We start from the raw sequence: 15,818 nt of genomic DNA on the forward strand, positions 1-15,818 counted from the left end.
CGCAACCTCCGGGCTTCCGCCGGTACTTCGCACCACCGGTTCAGTCGAAGGCGGGGAGAACATCGACACGACCCGCGACGGTGGCCGGGCTTTCCCCGGCCGGCACCGGTGGTGCACCGAACGCCTTGGTGAACACAGCCGCACCTTCCGCGGTGAGCACGGTGGCGAAGGGCTTCGCCTCCACGGAACCAGGTGAGCTGAGAGACGGCATGGTCACCGTGATGTCCTGCATGTCGATCGCGTACGTGGAGAGATCGACAGTCTCTGCCGCTTCCTCCGCGACCGCTGCCTCCACAGCCATCGTCCGCTGCGCCAGATCACCGTGGGCCTGGCTGAGGCGGAGGCTGTGTCCGTCCGATGCCCTGGTGAAGGAGACACTCCCCTGCGACGTCCACGATCCCGATGACACATCGAGGCTGATCCGGCCCTTCATCGGCCACTGCACGCACGGCGTCGGCCCGGAGGAGTCGAGCACTGCCGGGGAACCGGCCGACACCACGACGCCGTCCGCCTCCAGCTGCTGCGCGGCGGCTGGAGACAGACACCAGGAGACCGTTCCGGCAACGGGGAACTCGGCGCCCGCGGCCACGGCAACAGCCGCTGCCGCCGCGACGGCGGCAGCTGACACAACAGTGGCGATCACATTACGACCCCGCATGGGAGCACCTTTCGTCGTCGGCCCACCAGCATGGAGGTCGACCGCAGGATCACCCGCCGGAGAGAACGTTTCGGCAGTCCAAGTTCACCCGAATGTGAATGTGCGACTCCCGACGAACCAGCCGGTCGATCATGACCGTGCGTGTGGACCGCCCGCGTCCCAGCCGGCGCGGTGAACTCAGCGCGGCCTTCGCCGGGAGCGCAAGGGCAGGAGCGCAGCCGCCAGGCGGGACGCCGAGTCCGCCGAACCTACTGAAGTCCTCAGGTCGTCGCCACGGAGTGACGGTTCATGATCCCCGCGGTACGCCGGTCGTAGGCACTGTCCGCAGGTATCAGTGCAGTTGCTCGGCCAGTCCGACGATGATGCCCTCCGGACCGCGGACGTAGCAGAGCAGATAGCTGTCCTCGAAACGGGCGATCTCGCCGACGAGTTCGCCGCCGAAGGGGCGCAGGCGGGCCACGGTGTCCTCGAGGTCGTCGACGGCGAACATGACGCGGTGCGTGCCCACAGTGTTGTGCGGCGGGTTGCGCGGCCCGGCGCTGATCGCCGCGGGGCTGAGGTACTTCGCCAGCTCGAGCCGGCTGTGACCGTCCGGGGTCCGGACCATCGCGATGTCACAGCGGACGCCGTCGAGTCCGGTGCACTGGTCGGCGACGGGCCCCTCGACCTGCGCCCTGCCCTCCAGCTCCATACCGAGTTCCACGAAGTACGCGATGGCGGCGTCCATGTCCTCGACGACGATGCCGACGTTGTCCATCCGCTGAATCGCCATGGTGGTCTCTCCTTCTCGCTCGTGCGACCGATGGTGGCCGCCGATGGCCCTGGGACGGAGCCGGCGGCACGTTCTCGACATGCTCGGCCCGCCGAACTTCGAAAGAGTCTGTATCACGCCGGCACCGCTACAGCGGACCGACGAGCCAGGCGCCGCCTACCGCCCCGGTAGCCCGCCCGGTTCAGTCCTGGATGGTGTGGAGCCAGTCGGTCAGCAGGCGGTTGACCTCGCCGGGGCCTCCTGCTGGATCCAGTGGCCGCAGCCGTCCAGGAGGTGGAAGGCGGACAGGGCGGGGAGAGTGGCGGGGTAGGCGTCGATGGCGTCGGACATCCAGGTGGTGGAGGCGTCCATGGGCATGGACGGCGTCGACCTCCTGCGCATCGGCAACGGCAAGATCACCGAGATGTGGCTCTTCTCCGCCGACCCGGCCGCCGAAGACGCCTTCTGGGGCAGCGATGCCCGGGGCCGCGGCCTCACCCGCGTCAGATGGTTCGCCCTCCTCGTCGACGAGGACCGGCTTCTCTGAACCAGTGACCAGCTTCCGTCGAGGTGGTCGGCAAACCTGTGGCGCATGCGTCCCGTCCGGGCCAGGATGCGGCTATGCGTGATGTCCGGAGCGATCCAGAGTTGGGGGAGCTGGTTCGGCGGTTCGTCACGCCTGACCGGCGATATCTTCGGTTGGGTGGGGGCGTTCTGCGGCTAAACCCGGTCGAGCGCTCTGCCTTCGTGCGGAACCTGGCTCAGGCTGCCTACGAGATCACTCCCGCGGAGCTCGGCATTCTCCTCGAGGGTGGCTGGCGCGAGCGCAAGACTGCCGCCTGGCTGGTCACCGTGGCCCACCGGACCGAGTTCCGTGACCTCATCGGCCGCCTCCTGCTGGCCAGCGAGGGCCCGTATGCAGGCGCCGCATACTGTGTTGCCCTTGCGAAGTTCGGCTCCCCAGCGGATGCCGAACTGCTCGGCGCCTACCTTGATCACTACCTGTCACGCCCCGACCTCGACTACGACCAGGCAGTCGTCCTGGGGGCCCTCCTGTACCTCGATGAGATTCTCGGTTCCGCGTACGCAACACGGCTTCTTGCCCCGGGCGGTCCCTGGGACCGATGGCTCGAAGTCCGGGCCGTGGCTGCCCTCGACCCGCATTGCTGCCGGCAGTTCGTCCAGCAACTCTGCGCTTTCGCCGACGAGACCGCTGAGGCCGTCGCCTCGTTGGAATGCGGGAGCTGATCATGACCGAGCGAGACATCATCCTCAACGAACTCGCCCAAGGCCTGCGCCCTATGTCGCAGGGCATCGAGTGGTTCGACACGTACGGCACGCAGGAACAGTCGGAGATACTCCTGTTCCTGCGCCATCACTGTATGCAGGCCCGCGCCGTCACCGAAGACGGACCGGAGAGCATCCGCCGTGCCGGGCTGCGCCCGACGCACACGCCTGCGGTTCTGATCGCCCGCGGCCAGATCGACCAGCAACTGGGGAAGATCGCCGGCCTCACCCCTGTCGACGAACGCCGCAAGGCGTTCCGGCTGCTGGTCGCGGTACTCGCGGTCGCGGACGAACGGCGCCGCGAACGCTTCTGCTCCGGCGGATGCGGTCATTGGTGGCACCGCCTGTCCGTCACGGACGGGTGATGACGAGGGCTGCGCCGCTGTCCTCCTCCCCGGACTCCAACCGCAACAGGAGGGGGCTGACGGCAGCGCTCAGGCGCGCGTGTCGTCTGCGTCCGAACCGGTCACCGCGGTCGGGGCCCGCAACGCGTCATCGGGTGAACGCCACCTGGAGGCGCGGAAGAGCGCTGCTGGAGCGGGACGGAAGCCGCTTGCGCATCGGTCGGACAGAAGCGGTACTTGAACGCCCGCTTCACGTAGGTGGTCCTCACAGGGACGGTCGACGTTGCGGGCCTGGCTGTACCGGATCGCCACCAACGCCTGCCTGGACCTGCTCGCCAAGTCCCGCCCGGAGCCCGCGACCGGCGGCAGCAGCGGGAGGGCGCCTACCTGCCGCTCACGATCTACGTCCTGCGCATCACCGGCGGGACGATCACCGAGATCATCACCTTCCATGACGACCAGTTCCCGCGGCTCGGGCTGCCGGACCACCTGTCGGCGGACGGCACGGAGTAGTCACGGTGCGGACACTCGAGCTGCGTGGCGGCAGGCGTGCCGCGGCGTCGCCGCGGACTGGTCCGACGCGTTCGGCACACAGCCGATCCTGGCCCGGTGACATCGTTACGGGGCATGCGCTGATCGTGGGTGACCTGTGGCAGGGATCGAACTCTGGTCGCTCCGCAGCCAGGCACCGTCAGCACCAGGCGGTGCCGTCATGGCTGGCGGTGACTTCCAGGCCGTACTCGTCGGGGCTGTCCCCGAGATCGCTGGGGAACCACACAGCGAGATGGGCGGTGGTGCCCGCGACGGCCTTGTCGAAGCAGAGCGCTGAGGTGTCGACCGCGAGGCTGTCAGGTGCCGGGGACGGCGAAGGGCCGACGTTCTCGAGCCGCCAGCCGCCCTCTGTGGCGACCTGGCGATAGAAGGTGAGCACGTCGGCTCGGGGGATCGTGAGTCGGTAGGACTGTCCGGCGTAGGCGAAGCCGTCGTCCTCGTCGCATCCGGAGTACCGCTCGTCCTGGGGCCGAGTCGGGCTCGGGTGCGCGTCGAGGATGGGCAGGGACGCCAGGGTGGGTGCGAGCTCCTCGTCAGCCTTGGTACAGCCGTAGAGCCCACCCGACAGTGCCCACACTCCCGTTGCGCCGATGAGGGCTATACCGCTCGCGCCGACGAGTATCGGTGTGGCCACTGCCTTCAGCTTCATGGCGCGGAGCGTAGCGCAGTGGGTCTCGGCACGAAGCGTGCGCGGCGCGAGCCCACCAGTGGGCTCCGGCCGTCAGTTGAAGACGTCCAGGAGGTCCGGCCAGGAGCCCGCGTCGTCCGCGGAGCGGGGCCGCATCGGGAGCGGATCGGGATAGGTTTCCACCGCGGCCCTCGCGCGCACGATGTCGGGTCCGCCGCAGGCCTCGACCGCGAAGGCGCCGAAGACCTTGGCGAACGCGGCCGGGTCTCGGAACTCCACACCGAACGCCCGGCCGTCCCGCAGCGGTACCCACACCACCCGGTCGAACCGTGTCCATTCCAGCACCGGCTGGTCGTCCGCCGTCGACCGCCCCTCCAGCCACAGTCGCGCCACGTGCAGCAGGTTGACCTTCTCCATGGGCAACCGCTTGCGCCGCACCCGCAGTTCACGCGCTGTCAGCTCGACGCGCTGGTCCTTCCTCGGGTACCAGACGACACCGATCCCGAACGGCACCCACAGCAGGATCCCGATCACCGGCCAGACCAGAGCGTCACCCCACGACCGGAGCAGCCCGCCGTCCAGCAGGGACAGAGCTCCGAAGGCCAGCACCCACTTCGCCGTCATCCGCCAGAATCCGCTGCCCTGCCGGTACAGGACCCCTCGTTTCCCCGTCGTCGCCATGCCCGCACGTTATCCCCAGCCCCGCACCTCACCAAAGGTGCCCTCCCCCACACCCTTGTGACCTGCACGCGATCGGTCAGGCCGGAAGAGGTTCAGTGCTCACAGAGGGAGAACTCCCGTTCGTAGATCTGCTCGTTGTGTTCGTCGACGAAGAATTTGCGTTCCCGCATGAGGTGCTCGCGGTAGTCCTTCGCCTGTTCAAGCGTCATGGTCGAGGTGTCGGACCATGGTTGCTGCGGTGGCACGTCGGATGTCGAGACGATCTTTTCCGACGGGTCGACCAGGAAGAACGCGAGGATCTTGCGATGTCCCGGGCGGGTGGGGTCCGCGAGGCCGAATGGGCTGACGCGGTGTTGCAGGATGTTCGGGAACGCCAGGCAGCGGCCCGCCGGGGTGGATGCCGATCCCAGGACCTGGTTCAGTGCGTCCTCGTCCTCCAGGCCGTAGACCTCACGCAGACCGTTGTCGTCGTTCTGTTCGTAGTTCGGGTCGTCGAGTGCGGTCCGGAAACTCAGCCTGCTTTCGGTGATGTTCTCGCTGTCCCAGTAGTAGATGCCGGTCGAGACGATCCGCTCGTTCATCATCCCCTCGACATGCCAGGAACCCCCGGGGTACTCGGGGTCGTCCGGCGTGAGGTGAATGGTCGCGAGCTTGACGATGACCTGGAGACGACGACCGCGCAGGTCGACGCGGGCGGATTCGTCGGGCGACTCGGGCGGGGTGAAGGCCGGGGCGTCCGGGATGACCGGGCGGCGGTTCTCCCACCAGTCGTCCTGCGCCTGTTCCCACGCGTCGACGGCTTCCTCGTATGCCTCGTCATCGCTGTAGGAGGACCTGTCCGGATGTTCCGGCTCCGAGTCGTACCAACCGTAGGGATCGGCCTCGATCCGCAGGGGCCGCGGATGACGCAGATCGGTGAGCACGTTCTCCAGCACCGGACGCATACAGGCGAACAACTTCGGGAGGACGCCGACCAGTTCGTGATGATCCTGGGGATGGACGTTGTTGACGTACGAACGGAAGGTGACCTCGCCGTCGTCACTGACGTCGACGTCCGTGGGCAGCCACTGGAACCTTTCCGAGAACTCGTACTTCGAATAACGGTCCGTCGGGTTCTGCCAAGCCCGCTCAGGCGCTCCGCTCACCTCTCTCACCAGGCAGAACAGGGAGGGATGAACCAGATCCAGTACTTGGCCGTCGGACCCGGGATGCCAGTCCAGTTCTGCTTCGGGGACCTCTTCCAGAACCCGAACCGCCTCGCGCAGCCGGGCGCTGAGCTTGTCGTCGACCAATGCGTCCGACTGCCACACCCCGTCGACGCCGGACAGCTCGACGCCGGTTCGTCCGTCCCGCAGCGCGGCGTAGTGCGCGAGTTCGGCGAGCACGTAACGGACTTGCGCCTCGGTGAGGCCTTGTGTCACCGCCTCTCGCGTCCACCTGGCGACGATGTCGGCATCGTGCATCTTGTCGAACCATCCCGGCTTCGACCGGATGTGTGAGCTGCACTGCATCATCTGCAGTTCCCGCAGCGTCCGGGGTCTCGCGAGCGATACGGAACGGGAGGCGCGAAAGGGCAACGGGAAAGCGGACAGGCCAGACAATTCTCTTGATCCTCCCAGTCGGTGTGCGGTGGCCGGAAGGATACTTCGCCACACTGACATCGCCGCCGTGGCCCCTGTCGTCGCAGGAAGCGGTCGGTCGACGGACGGCCGCAGAGCCTACGGCCGCACCCTTCGGCCGCACTTGGCCGCCACGTTCCGCATCATCGGCGGACACGCGCCGGCTCAGCCGCTTCTCCGCCCGGCCGGGGCGCTGTGCCCGCGTCAGGCCCGAACCCTCTGGCGATCAGCCACCCGGCCAAGCCCAACTCCCAGGCGAACACCGGGAGTGCGGCCACCGACCCCGCCACGGAGAGTTGCGCGTAGGCACCGAACATCACGGCGACGGCCGAGGCGCAGATCAGCGGTCCGCCGATCATGCCGAGCACAGCGATGAAGCGCGGCACGAGCCGTGCGCGGTACGCCAGGTACGCGAGCAGGACGGTGTTCAGGCCGAGGGCGATGTTGGGCCCGAGCAGGAACGTCCAGTCATGGACGGCGGCCAGCGCGACATCGGCGCCGACCGCCTCCTGTGCGTCCACATCCCGCCGGAGGGTGACAAGCGCCAGGACGACGACGGTCCCGAGAGCGATGACGGCCGCCTCCAGCAGCCTCCCGAAGGCGTAGCCGAGCGCGAGCCCTTCGCCGTGGCGCCGCAGGACGGGGAACAGCGCCGCCCCGGTCCCGGCCACCGCCGCCACCAGCACCACCTCGCAGAGCACCCCGAGCAGCGCCCGCGTGTCGGCGCCCTGCGCGAGCCGGCCGTCCGCCGCGCCCAACAGGGGGCGGTACAGAACCGCCCCGGCTATCGCGGCGACCTCGGTCAGCAGGAACAGCGACCCGACGGCCACCGCGCTTCTCCGGTCCGCACTCATCTTCACGGGTACCCCTCGCCTCCCTGGTGGTGTACGCCGTACACCTCGCGGCCACCATAGGTGTACGGCGTACACTCGTCAAGGAAAGGACGGACGCTGTCGAGGACGGAAGTGACCGAACCGGAATGACTCGCCAGGAAGCCACGCACACGCAACGGATCCCCCTGAACAGGGACCGCGTCCTGCGCGCCGCCGTCGCGCTCGCCGATGCCACCGGGATCGACGCGCTCAGCATGCGCAGGCTCGCCCAGGAGCTGGACGTCGTACCGATGGCCCTCTACAAGCACGTGGCCAACAAGGAGGAGTTGCTCGACGGCATGGCCGACGCCGTCGTCGGCGAGATCGATCCGCCGGCCACGGGCCCCGACTGGCAGCACGTGGTCCGCGCGCGGATCCTCTCGGCCCGGCGGGTACTACTGCGGCATCCATGGGCCGCCCAGGTCATCGAGTCGCGGACCGCCCCCACCCCGGCCGTGCTGGCCCACCTGGACTCGATGGCCGGATGCTTCCGCGAGGGCGGCCTGTCCGCCGACCTCACCCACCACGTCATGCACGCGATGGGCAGCCGCCTGCTCGGCTTCAGCCAGGAACTGTTCGACACCTCTGGCCCTTCCGGCCCGCCGGATCCCGGGCTGGCGGCGCGCTACCCGCACATCGCGGAACTGGCCGCGACAGCCGCGCACGACGAGGGTTCCACGGTCGGTGGCGGCTGCGACGACCAGTTCGAGTTCGAATTCGCCCTGGACCTCCTCCTGGACGGCTTCGAAGGCCTCCGCCGACAGGGCTGGACATCCGCGCGAGCGAAGGGGAGCCGCCGTCCGTGACGGGCGCCTTCAGCGGACCGCGGGGCGCGCTGGACCGCGGAGCGCCGGACACGCGACGGGTTCCGGCTGTGGGACCGGTGTGCCGAGAACCGGTTGGCGAGCCTGCTGCCGAGGACGTTCTGAACGGTGACGGTTCGAGGACGCGGAACCATTGTCCCTAATTTATACTTTGAGCTGATAAATGCGGTACGTGCTGGGTACGCAGTGGCAACAGCCGTCTCCCCGAGGCGTCACGCGTCACCCGGAGACGGCAGGGCATGACCGCACCGCATGCGACGCACGCCGGTTGCCCGAGAGACCTGTCAGGTCGCCCACGGCCTTCTCTCTGAGCCAGAGCACTGCCCGGAGTCGGGGCGCAAGCCCGGACCGGTCGGCGAGGAGCTGATTCATGTCACCGACCAAGCGCACCACGGGGGAGCTACGCAGCCAGGCCTGGTGGGACGATGCCGGAAATCCGGAGATGACGGCTTTCTATCTCAAACGATTCCTGAACTATGGCCTCACGCACGGAGAACTCCGGTCGGGCCGGCCGATAAGCGGAATCGATCAGACGGGTAACGTTCTGGTTTCCTGCAGCCGGCCCCATCTCGCTCTCGCCGACCGGATCAGGGACGGGGTCCGCGACGGCGGCGGAATTCCCTTCGAGTTCCCCGTCGATCCGTTGCAGGAGACCGGAAAGCGCCCCACCGCGGCGCTGGACCGCAATCTCGCCTATCTCGGGCTGGTCGAGGTGCTCCACGGATATCCGCTTGACGGTGTGGTTGTGACGACAGGCTGCGACAAGACCACGTCCGCCTGCCTGACGGCGACGGCGACAGCGACAGCGACAGCGACAGCGACAGCGACAGCGACAGCGACAGCGACAGCGACAGCGAACATACCGGCGATCGTGACTGGTGTGCCGAAGAGGTCGCCGACCACGCGATCGCGCTCTGGCTCGCGGCCGCCCGCAAGGTCTGCCGACAGGACGCCGCGACCCGGCAGGGCGAATGGCACCGGCAGACCGGAAGGCCCATCCGCCGACTGCGGGGACAGGTGCCGGGCCTGCTGTCCTTCGGTTCCATCGCACGGCTCATCGCCGAACGCGCCAAAGCGTTCGGCGTCGAGTTCTGGGCACATGACCCGTGTCTCGACTCGACCAGTCCGAGATCCGGGCATGCCAGGTCCGGCCGATGTCCTTCGACGGCTTGGTGGAAGGCGCCGACTTCGTGGTGATCCAAGCGCCGCTCACCCCGGAGACACATCACACCCTCGACCGTGCGACGCTCCGCCGGATGAAGCCGACGGCGATCCTCGTCAACACCGGGCGCGGGCCCCTCGTCGAGGACGCCGGCGATGCACCAGGCGCTCGCCGAAGGATGGAGCGCCGGCGCGGCGCTGGACGACATGGAGGAGGAACCGGCGAAACAACGCGGATGGCGCCCGGCCAACCCTCTCTTCAAGCTGCCCAACGTGATCGTCACGCCGCACGCCGCGTACTACTCCGAGGAATCCGTCAGGACGGTACGGACCATCGCCGTCGAGGAGTCCGTACGGGTTCTGACCGGGCGACCGGCGCGGTTCCCGGTCAACGAGCTGACGGTCGGCTCGCATCTGAGCCGGGGCGGTTGACAGGCTGTGCCTCTTCCGTGCGATGCGATCCGGAGGACTGGAACCCGGCGGACACCGGCATGCCGAGCCGGCCCACGTCATCGGCGAGTTGGTTCGACTGGGTCCGGCACACCACTGTCCAAGGCGCAGCGGTACTGACGGCGTGTATGGAATCGAGTCATGGAGGAGCGATGGGCAACCTGGTGGTCGTAGGAGCGGACGGCTCGGCGTCAAGTCTCGCCGCGGTGGGGACGGCCGCAAGGGAGGCCCAGCGCCGTCGCGCGGCACTGCGCGTGGTGTACGCCCTCAACTGGCCCGTCAGACCCATGTACGCACCCCTGGACACCACCCCGATCAGTCGCCTGGTGAACGAGGCCGCGGACCATGCGCGGAGGGTGGCGCCGGAGGTGGCAGTCACCGAGGACATGTTGCCGGGCGACACGGTATCGGTGCTGGAGGCCGAGTCCCGGGCGGCGGACCTGCTGGTCGTGGGCGCCCGTGGGATGGGCGGCTTCATCGGCATGCTGCTGGGGTCGACGGCGGCGTCCCTGGCGGCCCACAGCCGGTGCCCAGTGATGGTGGCCCGTGAGGATTCGGCCGAGGCCGGTCCGATCGTGCTGTGTGTCGACGGCTCCCCCGCGGGTGAGCCGGCGGTCGAGTTCGCCTTCGCCGAGGCGGCGCTGCGCGGAGCCGAGATCTCCGCCGTGCACGTGTGGCTGCCGGATCACGCGCCGGCCGGTACCGGTGTCGAGAGCCAGGAGCGGCTCCTCGCCCAGGCCCTCGCGGGGCACGCGGAGAAGTATCCCGATGTCACGGTCAGGCGCGAGGTGGCGAGTGGCGAAGCCAGGGAGGTCCTGATCGAGAGAAGCAGGAACGCCCAGCTCGTGGTCGTGGGAGCCCGGGGGCGCGGCGGGTTCACCGGTCTGCTCCTGGGATCGGTGAGCCAGGCGCTGCTGCACCACGCGCACGGTGCCGTGGTCGTCGTCCGCGGCAGGACCCAGTCCGACGTGCCGTGAGCCGACGCCCCTCGCGCGCGTCCGTCAGTCGTCCCTGCCGGTACGGGTACACGCCCAGGTCGTGAGTCGGCGGTGGCGCATGACCAGAGCCGGGGTGCCGCCTCTGTGACACGGGGGCCCGGGATGCCCTTGCGTGGCCCGTCACCCGGACGGCACCGGCCTGGCCTGGCCCGGCCTCAGCGGAAGTAGGTGTCGCAGAGCCTCCTCACGGATGGCGGCACGGGCGCCTGGTGCGACAGCCCGCACAGGGTGCTCAGGTCGTAGGTGACGGCCGGCGGTTGTGCGGGACGGGGCTCGACTGCCCGGGGGCGGGACGCCGCCGGGGCCGTGGACCGAGCCCGGGGGCGGGCCGGAGCGGGAGGCTCAGCCCTGCGCGGTCGCTCCGGAATCCGGGTCTGCGGCGGCCGTTCGGGGGTGGGGACCCTTGAAGAACGCTGTTCCTCCCCCGCTGCGGCTTCGCGGTCGCTGCCCCTGCTCCGCCGGGTGGGGTCGGTCGTGACGAGGGCGGTACGGGCGGACGGCTGGCTCTCGGCCGACGGCAGGCGGGACGGCGCACGAGACGGCGTACGGGTGGCGGGCCGACTCGGGGACGGGAGGGGTGACGGAGTCCGCGCGGCGGCCGCCATCAGCGACGGCGGGGGCTCGGGCGGGCTGTCCCTGGGGACGGAGTCGCATCCCCCTACGCAGAGGGCGGCAGCCAGGGCGGCAATGAGGGCGAGCGGGTGGCGCATGCCCTCAGGGTGGCCGTGCGGCAGGCGGCGCCGGGACAGCTTCACGGATGATCACTGGCACGAGTGACGTTCCGGCAGTTCCGGCAGTTCGGCGATTCCGCCAGCTCCGGCAGTTCCGGCAGTTGCAGGAAGGCGAAGGGAAGCCGCCACGCCCGGCACACATCGCCCACGCCATCCGGTTGCGTCCCAACTCAGCCAATTGCGCCGCACGTTACGGCCGAAAATGCCAGCAACTCCGGCACAACCATCTCAAGGCTCCACCCGTCACATAAGGCAGGAGCAACCAACTCCTAAACACACAAGGGGGAAATATGCGCTTCATTCACTCCATGCTGGGCGCCACCGCGCTGGCCGCTCTGTCGGTGGGGGCCACCACCGCCCTGGCGGCACCTGCTTCCGCCGCACCCAACACCACCGCGCCGAAGGTCTGCGGAAGCGGCTACAGGACCGTGAACTCCGCTCCCGTCGGCTCGCTGGGCACCGTCTACCTCGCCTACAACAGCACCAACGGCAACAACTGCGTCGTCACCATCCGCAACAACCCCGGCACCGCCGTGGACATGTCCGCCTGGATCTACGTCCCCGACACCAACGAGGGCGACGACGACTACGGGCGCTACACCTCCTACGCGGGACCCTCCTACGTCATCGGCAAGGGCTACTGCGTCAACTGGGGCGGCAGCATCGCCAACGTCCACGTTCAGGTGACCGGCTCCAACTGCGCCTCTCTCACGGAACACCGGACCACCTCCACCCGCTGACCCGTCCCGGCCACCACACCTGACCCGCCGCCGGTCCCCGCACCGAGTCTGCCGACCATCAGACCGGACGACACCGGGCAACCACGCGACGGGCGTCGTCCGCCTCGACGGTTTCGCCGTCGAGGCGGACGACGGCAGTGCGTGACGCTGCCCATCGGGAGACCGGCGCCTCACACCACCTCCCCCTCCAGGTGCGCCGACGACAACAGACGCGGACGTTCGAACCACTCCCGGGTCCTCTCCGCGCTGGAGAAGGCTGCCAGCAGCGCCCCCACCGCGACGCCGACACCCCACCACCCGTGATGGGCCAGCACGGCGGCCGTGCTACCGGCTACGAGCATCCAGCCGACGACGACCGCGCCGATGCGCACCTTGTCGCCGCCGCCGGCGAATTTCGCCGCGAGAACGAACGACGCCACCGCCAGCAGCACGAAGGGGACTGCCGCAAGAAGCAGCATGGCCAGGATCAGCTCGCCCAGGGCGCCGGTCTCGAACGTCGCGGCGACGACGGTCAGCACCACCAGGGCGACCACACCGGCCATTCCCGCGACGACGAGCATGGCGCGAGCGCACCTGGCCGCGCCGGGCATCCGGGTCATCAGCGTCCCCTTCATCGAGCGCGCCGGTGCGGGGCTCAGGCAGCGCCATCCCCTGTTGCCCGGCCACCATAGTCATCCCCAGCTGATTCCGGCCCCGACCGGCAGGTGGTCACTGCCGGTGACCGGCAGCGACCACGAACTCACCGGCCAGCAGGATTTGACGCATACGTCCACCCTCTGGGCACCGAGCGAGGCGGGCAGTCGCTCATGTACTCACACCGGCGCAGGTGGTCGTACTCAGCCGGCGCGGTGATCAGACGGGGCGTACGCCGACCGTGAGGTCCGGGCCCCGCCGCTCCCGCCCCCTGCCCACTCGCAGCCTTCACCGACCGGCTAGGGCGTGTTTCGAAAGTAGCGTCGTCTGCCCGAAGGGCAGGCCGGGCGGCGTCTGGTGCGTGCGATCGCAAGGCGGAGGGTCGTCCCGATACTGGTTGTATCGGGATGATCCCGACAACGCGGCGAGCGTGCGTGCCAGGCGTCGCCCGGCAGGCGGGACTTTCGAAACACGCCCTAGGCCTGCCATTGGTAGCGGCGTTCGGGGCGGCCCGCCTGCCCGTAGCGCAGCGACACCTCGGCCTGGCCCGTGACGCTGAGGTGTTCGAGGTACCGGCGCGCGCTGACGCGCGAGATGCCGACCTTCGTCGCGCACTCGGCCGCGGACAGGGTGGTGTCGGCCGCGCGCAGTGCGCGTCGGACCAGTTCCGCGGTCTCCACGCTCATGCCCTTCGGCAGGGTGGACGTCACCGTCGATGTGGCCGCCCGCCCCAGGGCGCGGTCCACATCGGCCTGTCCGCTGACCACGGCGGCGTGCAGATTGCCGCGGCGGGCGCTGTAGTGTTCCAGCCGGTCCCTGAGGTCGCCGGCGTCGAAGGGCTTCAGAAGGTAGTCGACCACGCCCTGCCGGACGGCGCCTCGGACCGCCTCCGCCTCGCGGGCGGCGCTGATCACGAGCACGTCGCAGTCCTGGGCCACCATCCGCAGCCTGGGAATGACATCCAGGCCGAACATGTCGGGCAGATAGAGGTCGAGGAGCACCAGGTCGGGTTGCAGCTCGGCGGCGGCGGCGAGGGCCTTCTCCCCGCAGTCCGCCGATCCGACCACGCGGAAGCCCTCGACACCGTCGACGAATCCGCGGTGGATCCGCGCCACCATGAAGTCGTCCTCGACAACCAGTACGTCGATCACCGGACTTCCTCCGTCTCCCGATCGGTGAGCCGGCCCACGGACATCCGGGCGGTGAACGTGGCGCCGGGCCGCGTGTTCGTCACCGACACCTCGCCGCCTCTGCGGGTGCAGACAAGCCGGGTGAGCGCCAGGCCGATACCCCGGTCGCCGCCCTGGGCGGCCTTTGTGGTGAAGCCGCGGGAGAACACCTCCTGCGCCAGTTCAGGTGCCACGCCCGGACCCGAGTCCCGCACCACGATCTCCACGCTCGACGCGTCCTGGCGCAGCTCGACCTCCACCCAGGCGTCGTTCTGGTGGTCCGGGACCGCGGCGGCGTCGAGGGCGTTGTCGACGAGATTGCCGAGCACTGTCGCCACGTCCGCGGAGTCCGTGGGCTCCAGCCGGTCCAGGGCGGTCAGCTCCGAGACGCGCAGCTGGACCCTGCGTTCGGCGGCGAGCGCGGACTTGGCCATGAGGAGCGCGGCGACGGCCCGGTCGCGGACCCGGCTGGTGAGAGTCAGGTCGAGCGACTCACGGTGTTTGCGCAGGGCGCGGACATAGCGTACGACCTCGTCGTGCTCGCCTATCTGGATGAGCCCGGAAATGGTGTGCAGCTGATTGGAGAACTCGTGGGCCTGCGCGCGCAGCAGTTCGGTGCTGCTGCGGAACGAGCCCAGTTCGCGTTCGAGCTGGGCCAGTTCGGTACGGTCCCGCAGAGTTGTCACCGAGCCCAGCCGTCGGCCGTCCTTGGTGACATCCATCCGGTTCATGACCAGCACCCGCCCCCGGCGTACGACCACCTCGTCGCGCCGCTCCGTACCGTGCTCGGCGCCGTGCTCACCGCCGGTCCCGGCCAGGACGTCGTACAGCCTGTCCTGGATCCCCAGGTCGGCCAGGCTCATCCCGACGCAGTCCTCGGGAAGGTCGAGCAGTCCCCGGCCGACCTCGTTGACCAGCGTGAGTCTCTGCTGCGGGTCGAGCGCGATCACGCCCTCGGCGATGCCGAACAGCATGGCCTCACGGTGCTCGGCGAGGCCCGCGATCTCGCGTGGTTCGAGGCCGAGGGTCTGGCGCTTGATCCGCCGGGCCAGCAACCATGATCCGGCGACCCCGAGCACGCTCGCGATGCCGAGGTAGGCCAGCAGGTACGACGAGGCGCCGCTGAGCCGCTGCCACACCGTGGGTGAGGCCCGCCCGATCATGACCGTACCGACGTGCTCGCCGATGTGGTTCTCGTCGTCGCGGAGCACCGGGACCTGGGCCACCAGCTCACGGACCCCGTCCACAGCGAGTTCGCCGGACCAGCCGCGTGCCTGCGCGACGCCGGGACCGTCCACCGGAAGCCGCGTTCCGACCAGGGTGGGGTTGGTGGCGGCGACGATCTCGCCGTGTTCGTCGGCGACCGTGACGGACGTGACGTTCGACTGGGTGAGTCTGGTCTGCAGCAGCGGTGCGAGGGTCTCGGCGGGCGCGGGACGAAGGAGCTGGGTGCGCAACAGCGGGTTTCCGGCCATCTCCTCGGCGAGGGCGGTGACCCGGCGCCCCTCGACCCGGTCGAACGTCGCCTTCGACTGCGCCAGCGAGACCGCCGCGACCGCGACGAGCACCAGCACGACGATGGCGAGCTGCAATACCAGCAGCTCACCGGCCAGGGTGTGGCGGCGTGACGTAACGACCACTATGAACTCAACCTTCAATGCTCACACAAGGCAGACGGGCCGACCGCGGAATCGCACAATCATGGCGCCGGACTCGCTCA

17 protein-coding genes and 4 pseudogenes are annotated in these 15,818 nt (G+C 69.2%); 11 read left to right on the forward strand and 10 right to left on the reverse strand.

Annotated features, from left to right (window positions below; all coding sequences use genetic code 11):
- Positions 1–40: 40 nt before the first annotated feature.
- The 3 genes and pseudogenes from P1P75_RS03130 to P1P75_RS03140 form a co-directional block, all read right to left on the reverse strand.
- Positions 41–658: an HtaA domain-containing protein gene (locus P1P75_RS03130; RefSeq protein WP_319251559.1), complete on the reverse strand. Its 618-nt coding sequence runs from the start codon at positions 656–658 to the stop codon at positions 41–43.
- Between the two features lie 331 nt (positions 659–989).
- Positions 990–1,430: a VOC family protein gene (locus tag P1P75_RS03135; RefSeq protein ID WP_319251561.1), complete on the reverse strand. Its 441-nt coding sequence runs from the start codon at positions 1,428–1,430 to the stop codon at positions 990–992.
- Between the two features lie 181 nt (positions 1,431–1,611).
- Positions 1,612–1,781, reverse strand: a pseudogene (locus P1P75_RS03140) (alpha/beta hydrolase); the annotation flags it as partial.
- On the opposite strand from P1P75_RS03140, the gene P1P75_RS03145 reads away from it, so the two are divergent.
- The 4 genes from P1P75_RS03145 to P1P75_RS03160 all read left to right on the forward strand — a co-directional run bounded on the left by P1P75_RS03145 (position 1,780) and on the right by P1P75_RS03160 (position 3,553).
- Complete coding sequence (locus tag P1P75_RS03145; RefSeq protein ID WP_319251563.1) at positions 1,780–1,956, forward strand: hypothetical protein; 177 nt, start codon at positions 1,780–1,782, stop codon at positions 1,954–1,956. The pseudogene P1P75_RS03140 and the gene P1P75_RS03145 overlap by 2 nt on opposite strands.
- Positions 1,957–2,030: 74 nt before the next feature.
- Positions 2,031–2,657 carry a DUF6000 family protein gene (locus P1P75_RS03150; RefSeq protein WP_319251565.1) on the forward strand — a complete coding sequence of 209 codons (627 nt, stop codon included), beginning with the start codon at positions 2,031–2,033 and terminating at the stop codon, positions 2,655–2,657.
- A gap of 2 nt (positions 2,658–2,659) precedes the next feature.
- On the forward strand, positions 2,660–3,061 hold the full coding sequence (locus P1P75_RS03155; protein WP_319251567.1) for a DUF5958 family protein: 402 nt from the start codon (positions 2,660–2,662) through the stop codon (positions 3,059–3,061).
- 237 nt (positions 3,062–3,298) lie between these two features.
- On the forward strand, positions 3,299–3,553 hold the full coding sequence (locus tag P1P75_RS03160; RefSeq protein WP_319251569.1) for a hypothetical protein: 255 nt from the start codon (positions 3,299–3,301) through the stop codon (positions 3,551–3,553).
- Between the two features lie 178 nt (positions 3,554–3,731).
- Here the strand turns inward: P1P75_RS03160 and P1P75_RS03165 are convergent, their stop codons facing one another.
- The 4 genes from P1P75_RS03165 to P1P75_RS03180 form a co-directional block, all read right to left on the reverse strand.
- Positions 3,732–4,241 carry a hypothetical protein gene (locus P1P75_RS03165; RefSeq protein ID WP_319251571.1) on the reverse strand — a complete coding sequence of 170 codons (510 nt, stop codon included), beginning with the start codon at positions 4,239–4,241 and terminating at the stop codon, positions 3,732–3,734.
- 72 nt (positions 4,242–4,313) lie between these two features.
- Positions 4,314–4,901, reverse strand: coding sequence for a hypothetical protein (locus P1P75_RS03170; RefSeq protein WP_319251573.1), 588 nt, complete (start codon positions 4,899–4,901; stop codon positions 4,314–4,316).
- A 92-nt stretch (positions 4,902–4,993) separates the two neighbouring features.
- Positions 4,994–6,502: a DUF4246 domain-containing protein gene (locus P1P75_RS03175; RefSeq protein ID WP_319251575.1), complete on the reverse strand. Its 1,509-nt coding sequence runs from the start codon at positions 6,500–6,502 to the stop codon at positions 4,994–4,996.
- A 161-nt stretch (positions 6,503–6,663) separates the two neighbouring features.
- Positions 6,664–7,374, reverse strand: a complete 711-nt coding sequence (locus P1P75_RS03180) for a DUF4386 domain-containing protein (RefSeq protein WP_319251618.1) — start codon at positions 7,372–7,374, stop codon at positions 6,664–6,666.
- Between the two features lie 125 nt (positions 7,375–7,499).
- Between P1P75_RS03180 and P1P75_RS03185 the strand changes: the two genes are divergently transcribed.
- From P1P75_RS03185 to P1P75_RS03215, 7 genes and pseudogenes are all read left to right on the forward strand, one after another.
- On the forward strand, positions 7,500–8,198 hold the full coding sequence (locus P1P75_RS03185; protein ID WP_319251577.1) for a TetR/AcrR family transcriptional regulator C-terminal domain-containing protein: 699 nt from the start codon (positions 7,500–7,502) through the stop codon (positions 8,196–8,198).
- Positions 8,199–8,658: 460 nt separating this feature from the next.
- A pseudogene (locus P1P75_RS03190) lies at positions 8,659–8,976 on the forward strand (dihydroxy-acid dehydratase); the annotation flags it as partial.
- A 146-nt stretch (positions 8,977–9,122) separates the two neighbouring features.
- Complete coding sequence (locus tag P1P75_RS03195; RefSeq protein WP_319251620.1) at positions 9,123–9,413, forward strand: NAD(P)-dependent oxidoreductase; 291 nt, start codon at positions 9,123–9,125, stop codon at positions 9,411–9,413.
- A pseudogene (locus tag P1P75_RS03200) lies at positions 9,389–9,448 on the forward strand (hypothetical protein); the annotation flags it as partial. The gene P1P75_RS03195 and the pseudogene P1P75_RS03200, both read left to right, overlap by 25 nt.
- 73 nt (positions 9,449–9,521) lie before the next feature.
- Positions 9,522–9,809, forward strand: a pseudogene (locus P1P75_RS03205) (NAD(P)-dependent oxidoreductase); the annotation flags it as partial.
- Between the two features lie 170 nt (positions 9,810–9,979).
- A complete protein-coding gene (locus P1P75_RS03210) occupies positions 9,980–10,804 on the forward strand; it encodes a universal stress protein (RefSeq protein ID WP_319251622.1) in 825 nt (274 codons plus the stop codon).
- A 1,042-nt stretch (positions 10,805–11,846) separates the two neighbouring features.
- On the forward strand, positions 11,847–12,296 hold the full coding sequence (locus tag P1P75_RS03215; RefSeq protein ID WP_319251579.1) for a spore-associated protein: 450 nt from the start codon (positions 11,847–11,849) through the stop codon (positions 12,294–12,296).
- Positions 12,297–12,466: 170 nt separating this feature from the next.
- Here the strand turns inward: P1P75_RS03215 and P1P75_RS03220 are convergent, their stop codons facing one another.
- The 3 genes from P1P75_RS03220 to P1P75_RS03230 form a co-directional block, all read right to left on the reverse strand.
- Positions 12,467–12,856, reverse strand: coding sequence for a hypothetical protein (locus P1P75_RS03220; protein ID WP_319251581.1), 390 nt, complete (start codon positions 12,854–12,856; stop codon positions 12,467–12,469).
- A 549-nt stretch (positions 12,857–13,405) separates the two neighbouring features.
- A complete protein-coding gene (locus tag P1P75_RS03225; RefSeq protein WP_319251583.1) occupies positions 13,406–14,080 on the reverse strand; it encodes a response regulator in 675 nt (224 codons plus the stop codon).
- Complete coding sequence (locus tag P1P75_RS03230) at positions 14,077–15,738, reverse strand: ATP-binding protein (RefSeq protein ID WP_319251585.1); 1,662 nt, start codon at positions 15,736–15,738, stop codon at positions 14,077–14,079. The genes P1P75_RS03225 and P1P75_RS03230 overlap by 4 nt, the downstream gene beginning before the upstream one ends.
- Positions 15,739–15,818: the final 80 nt, after the last annotated feature.

Origin of the sequence: Streptomyces sp. ID05-39B, assembly GCF_033794725.1 — a bacterium.
Classification (GTDB): Bacteria; Actinomycetota; Actinomycetes; order Streptomycetales; family Streptomycetaceae; genus Streptomyces; species Streptomyces bobili.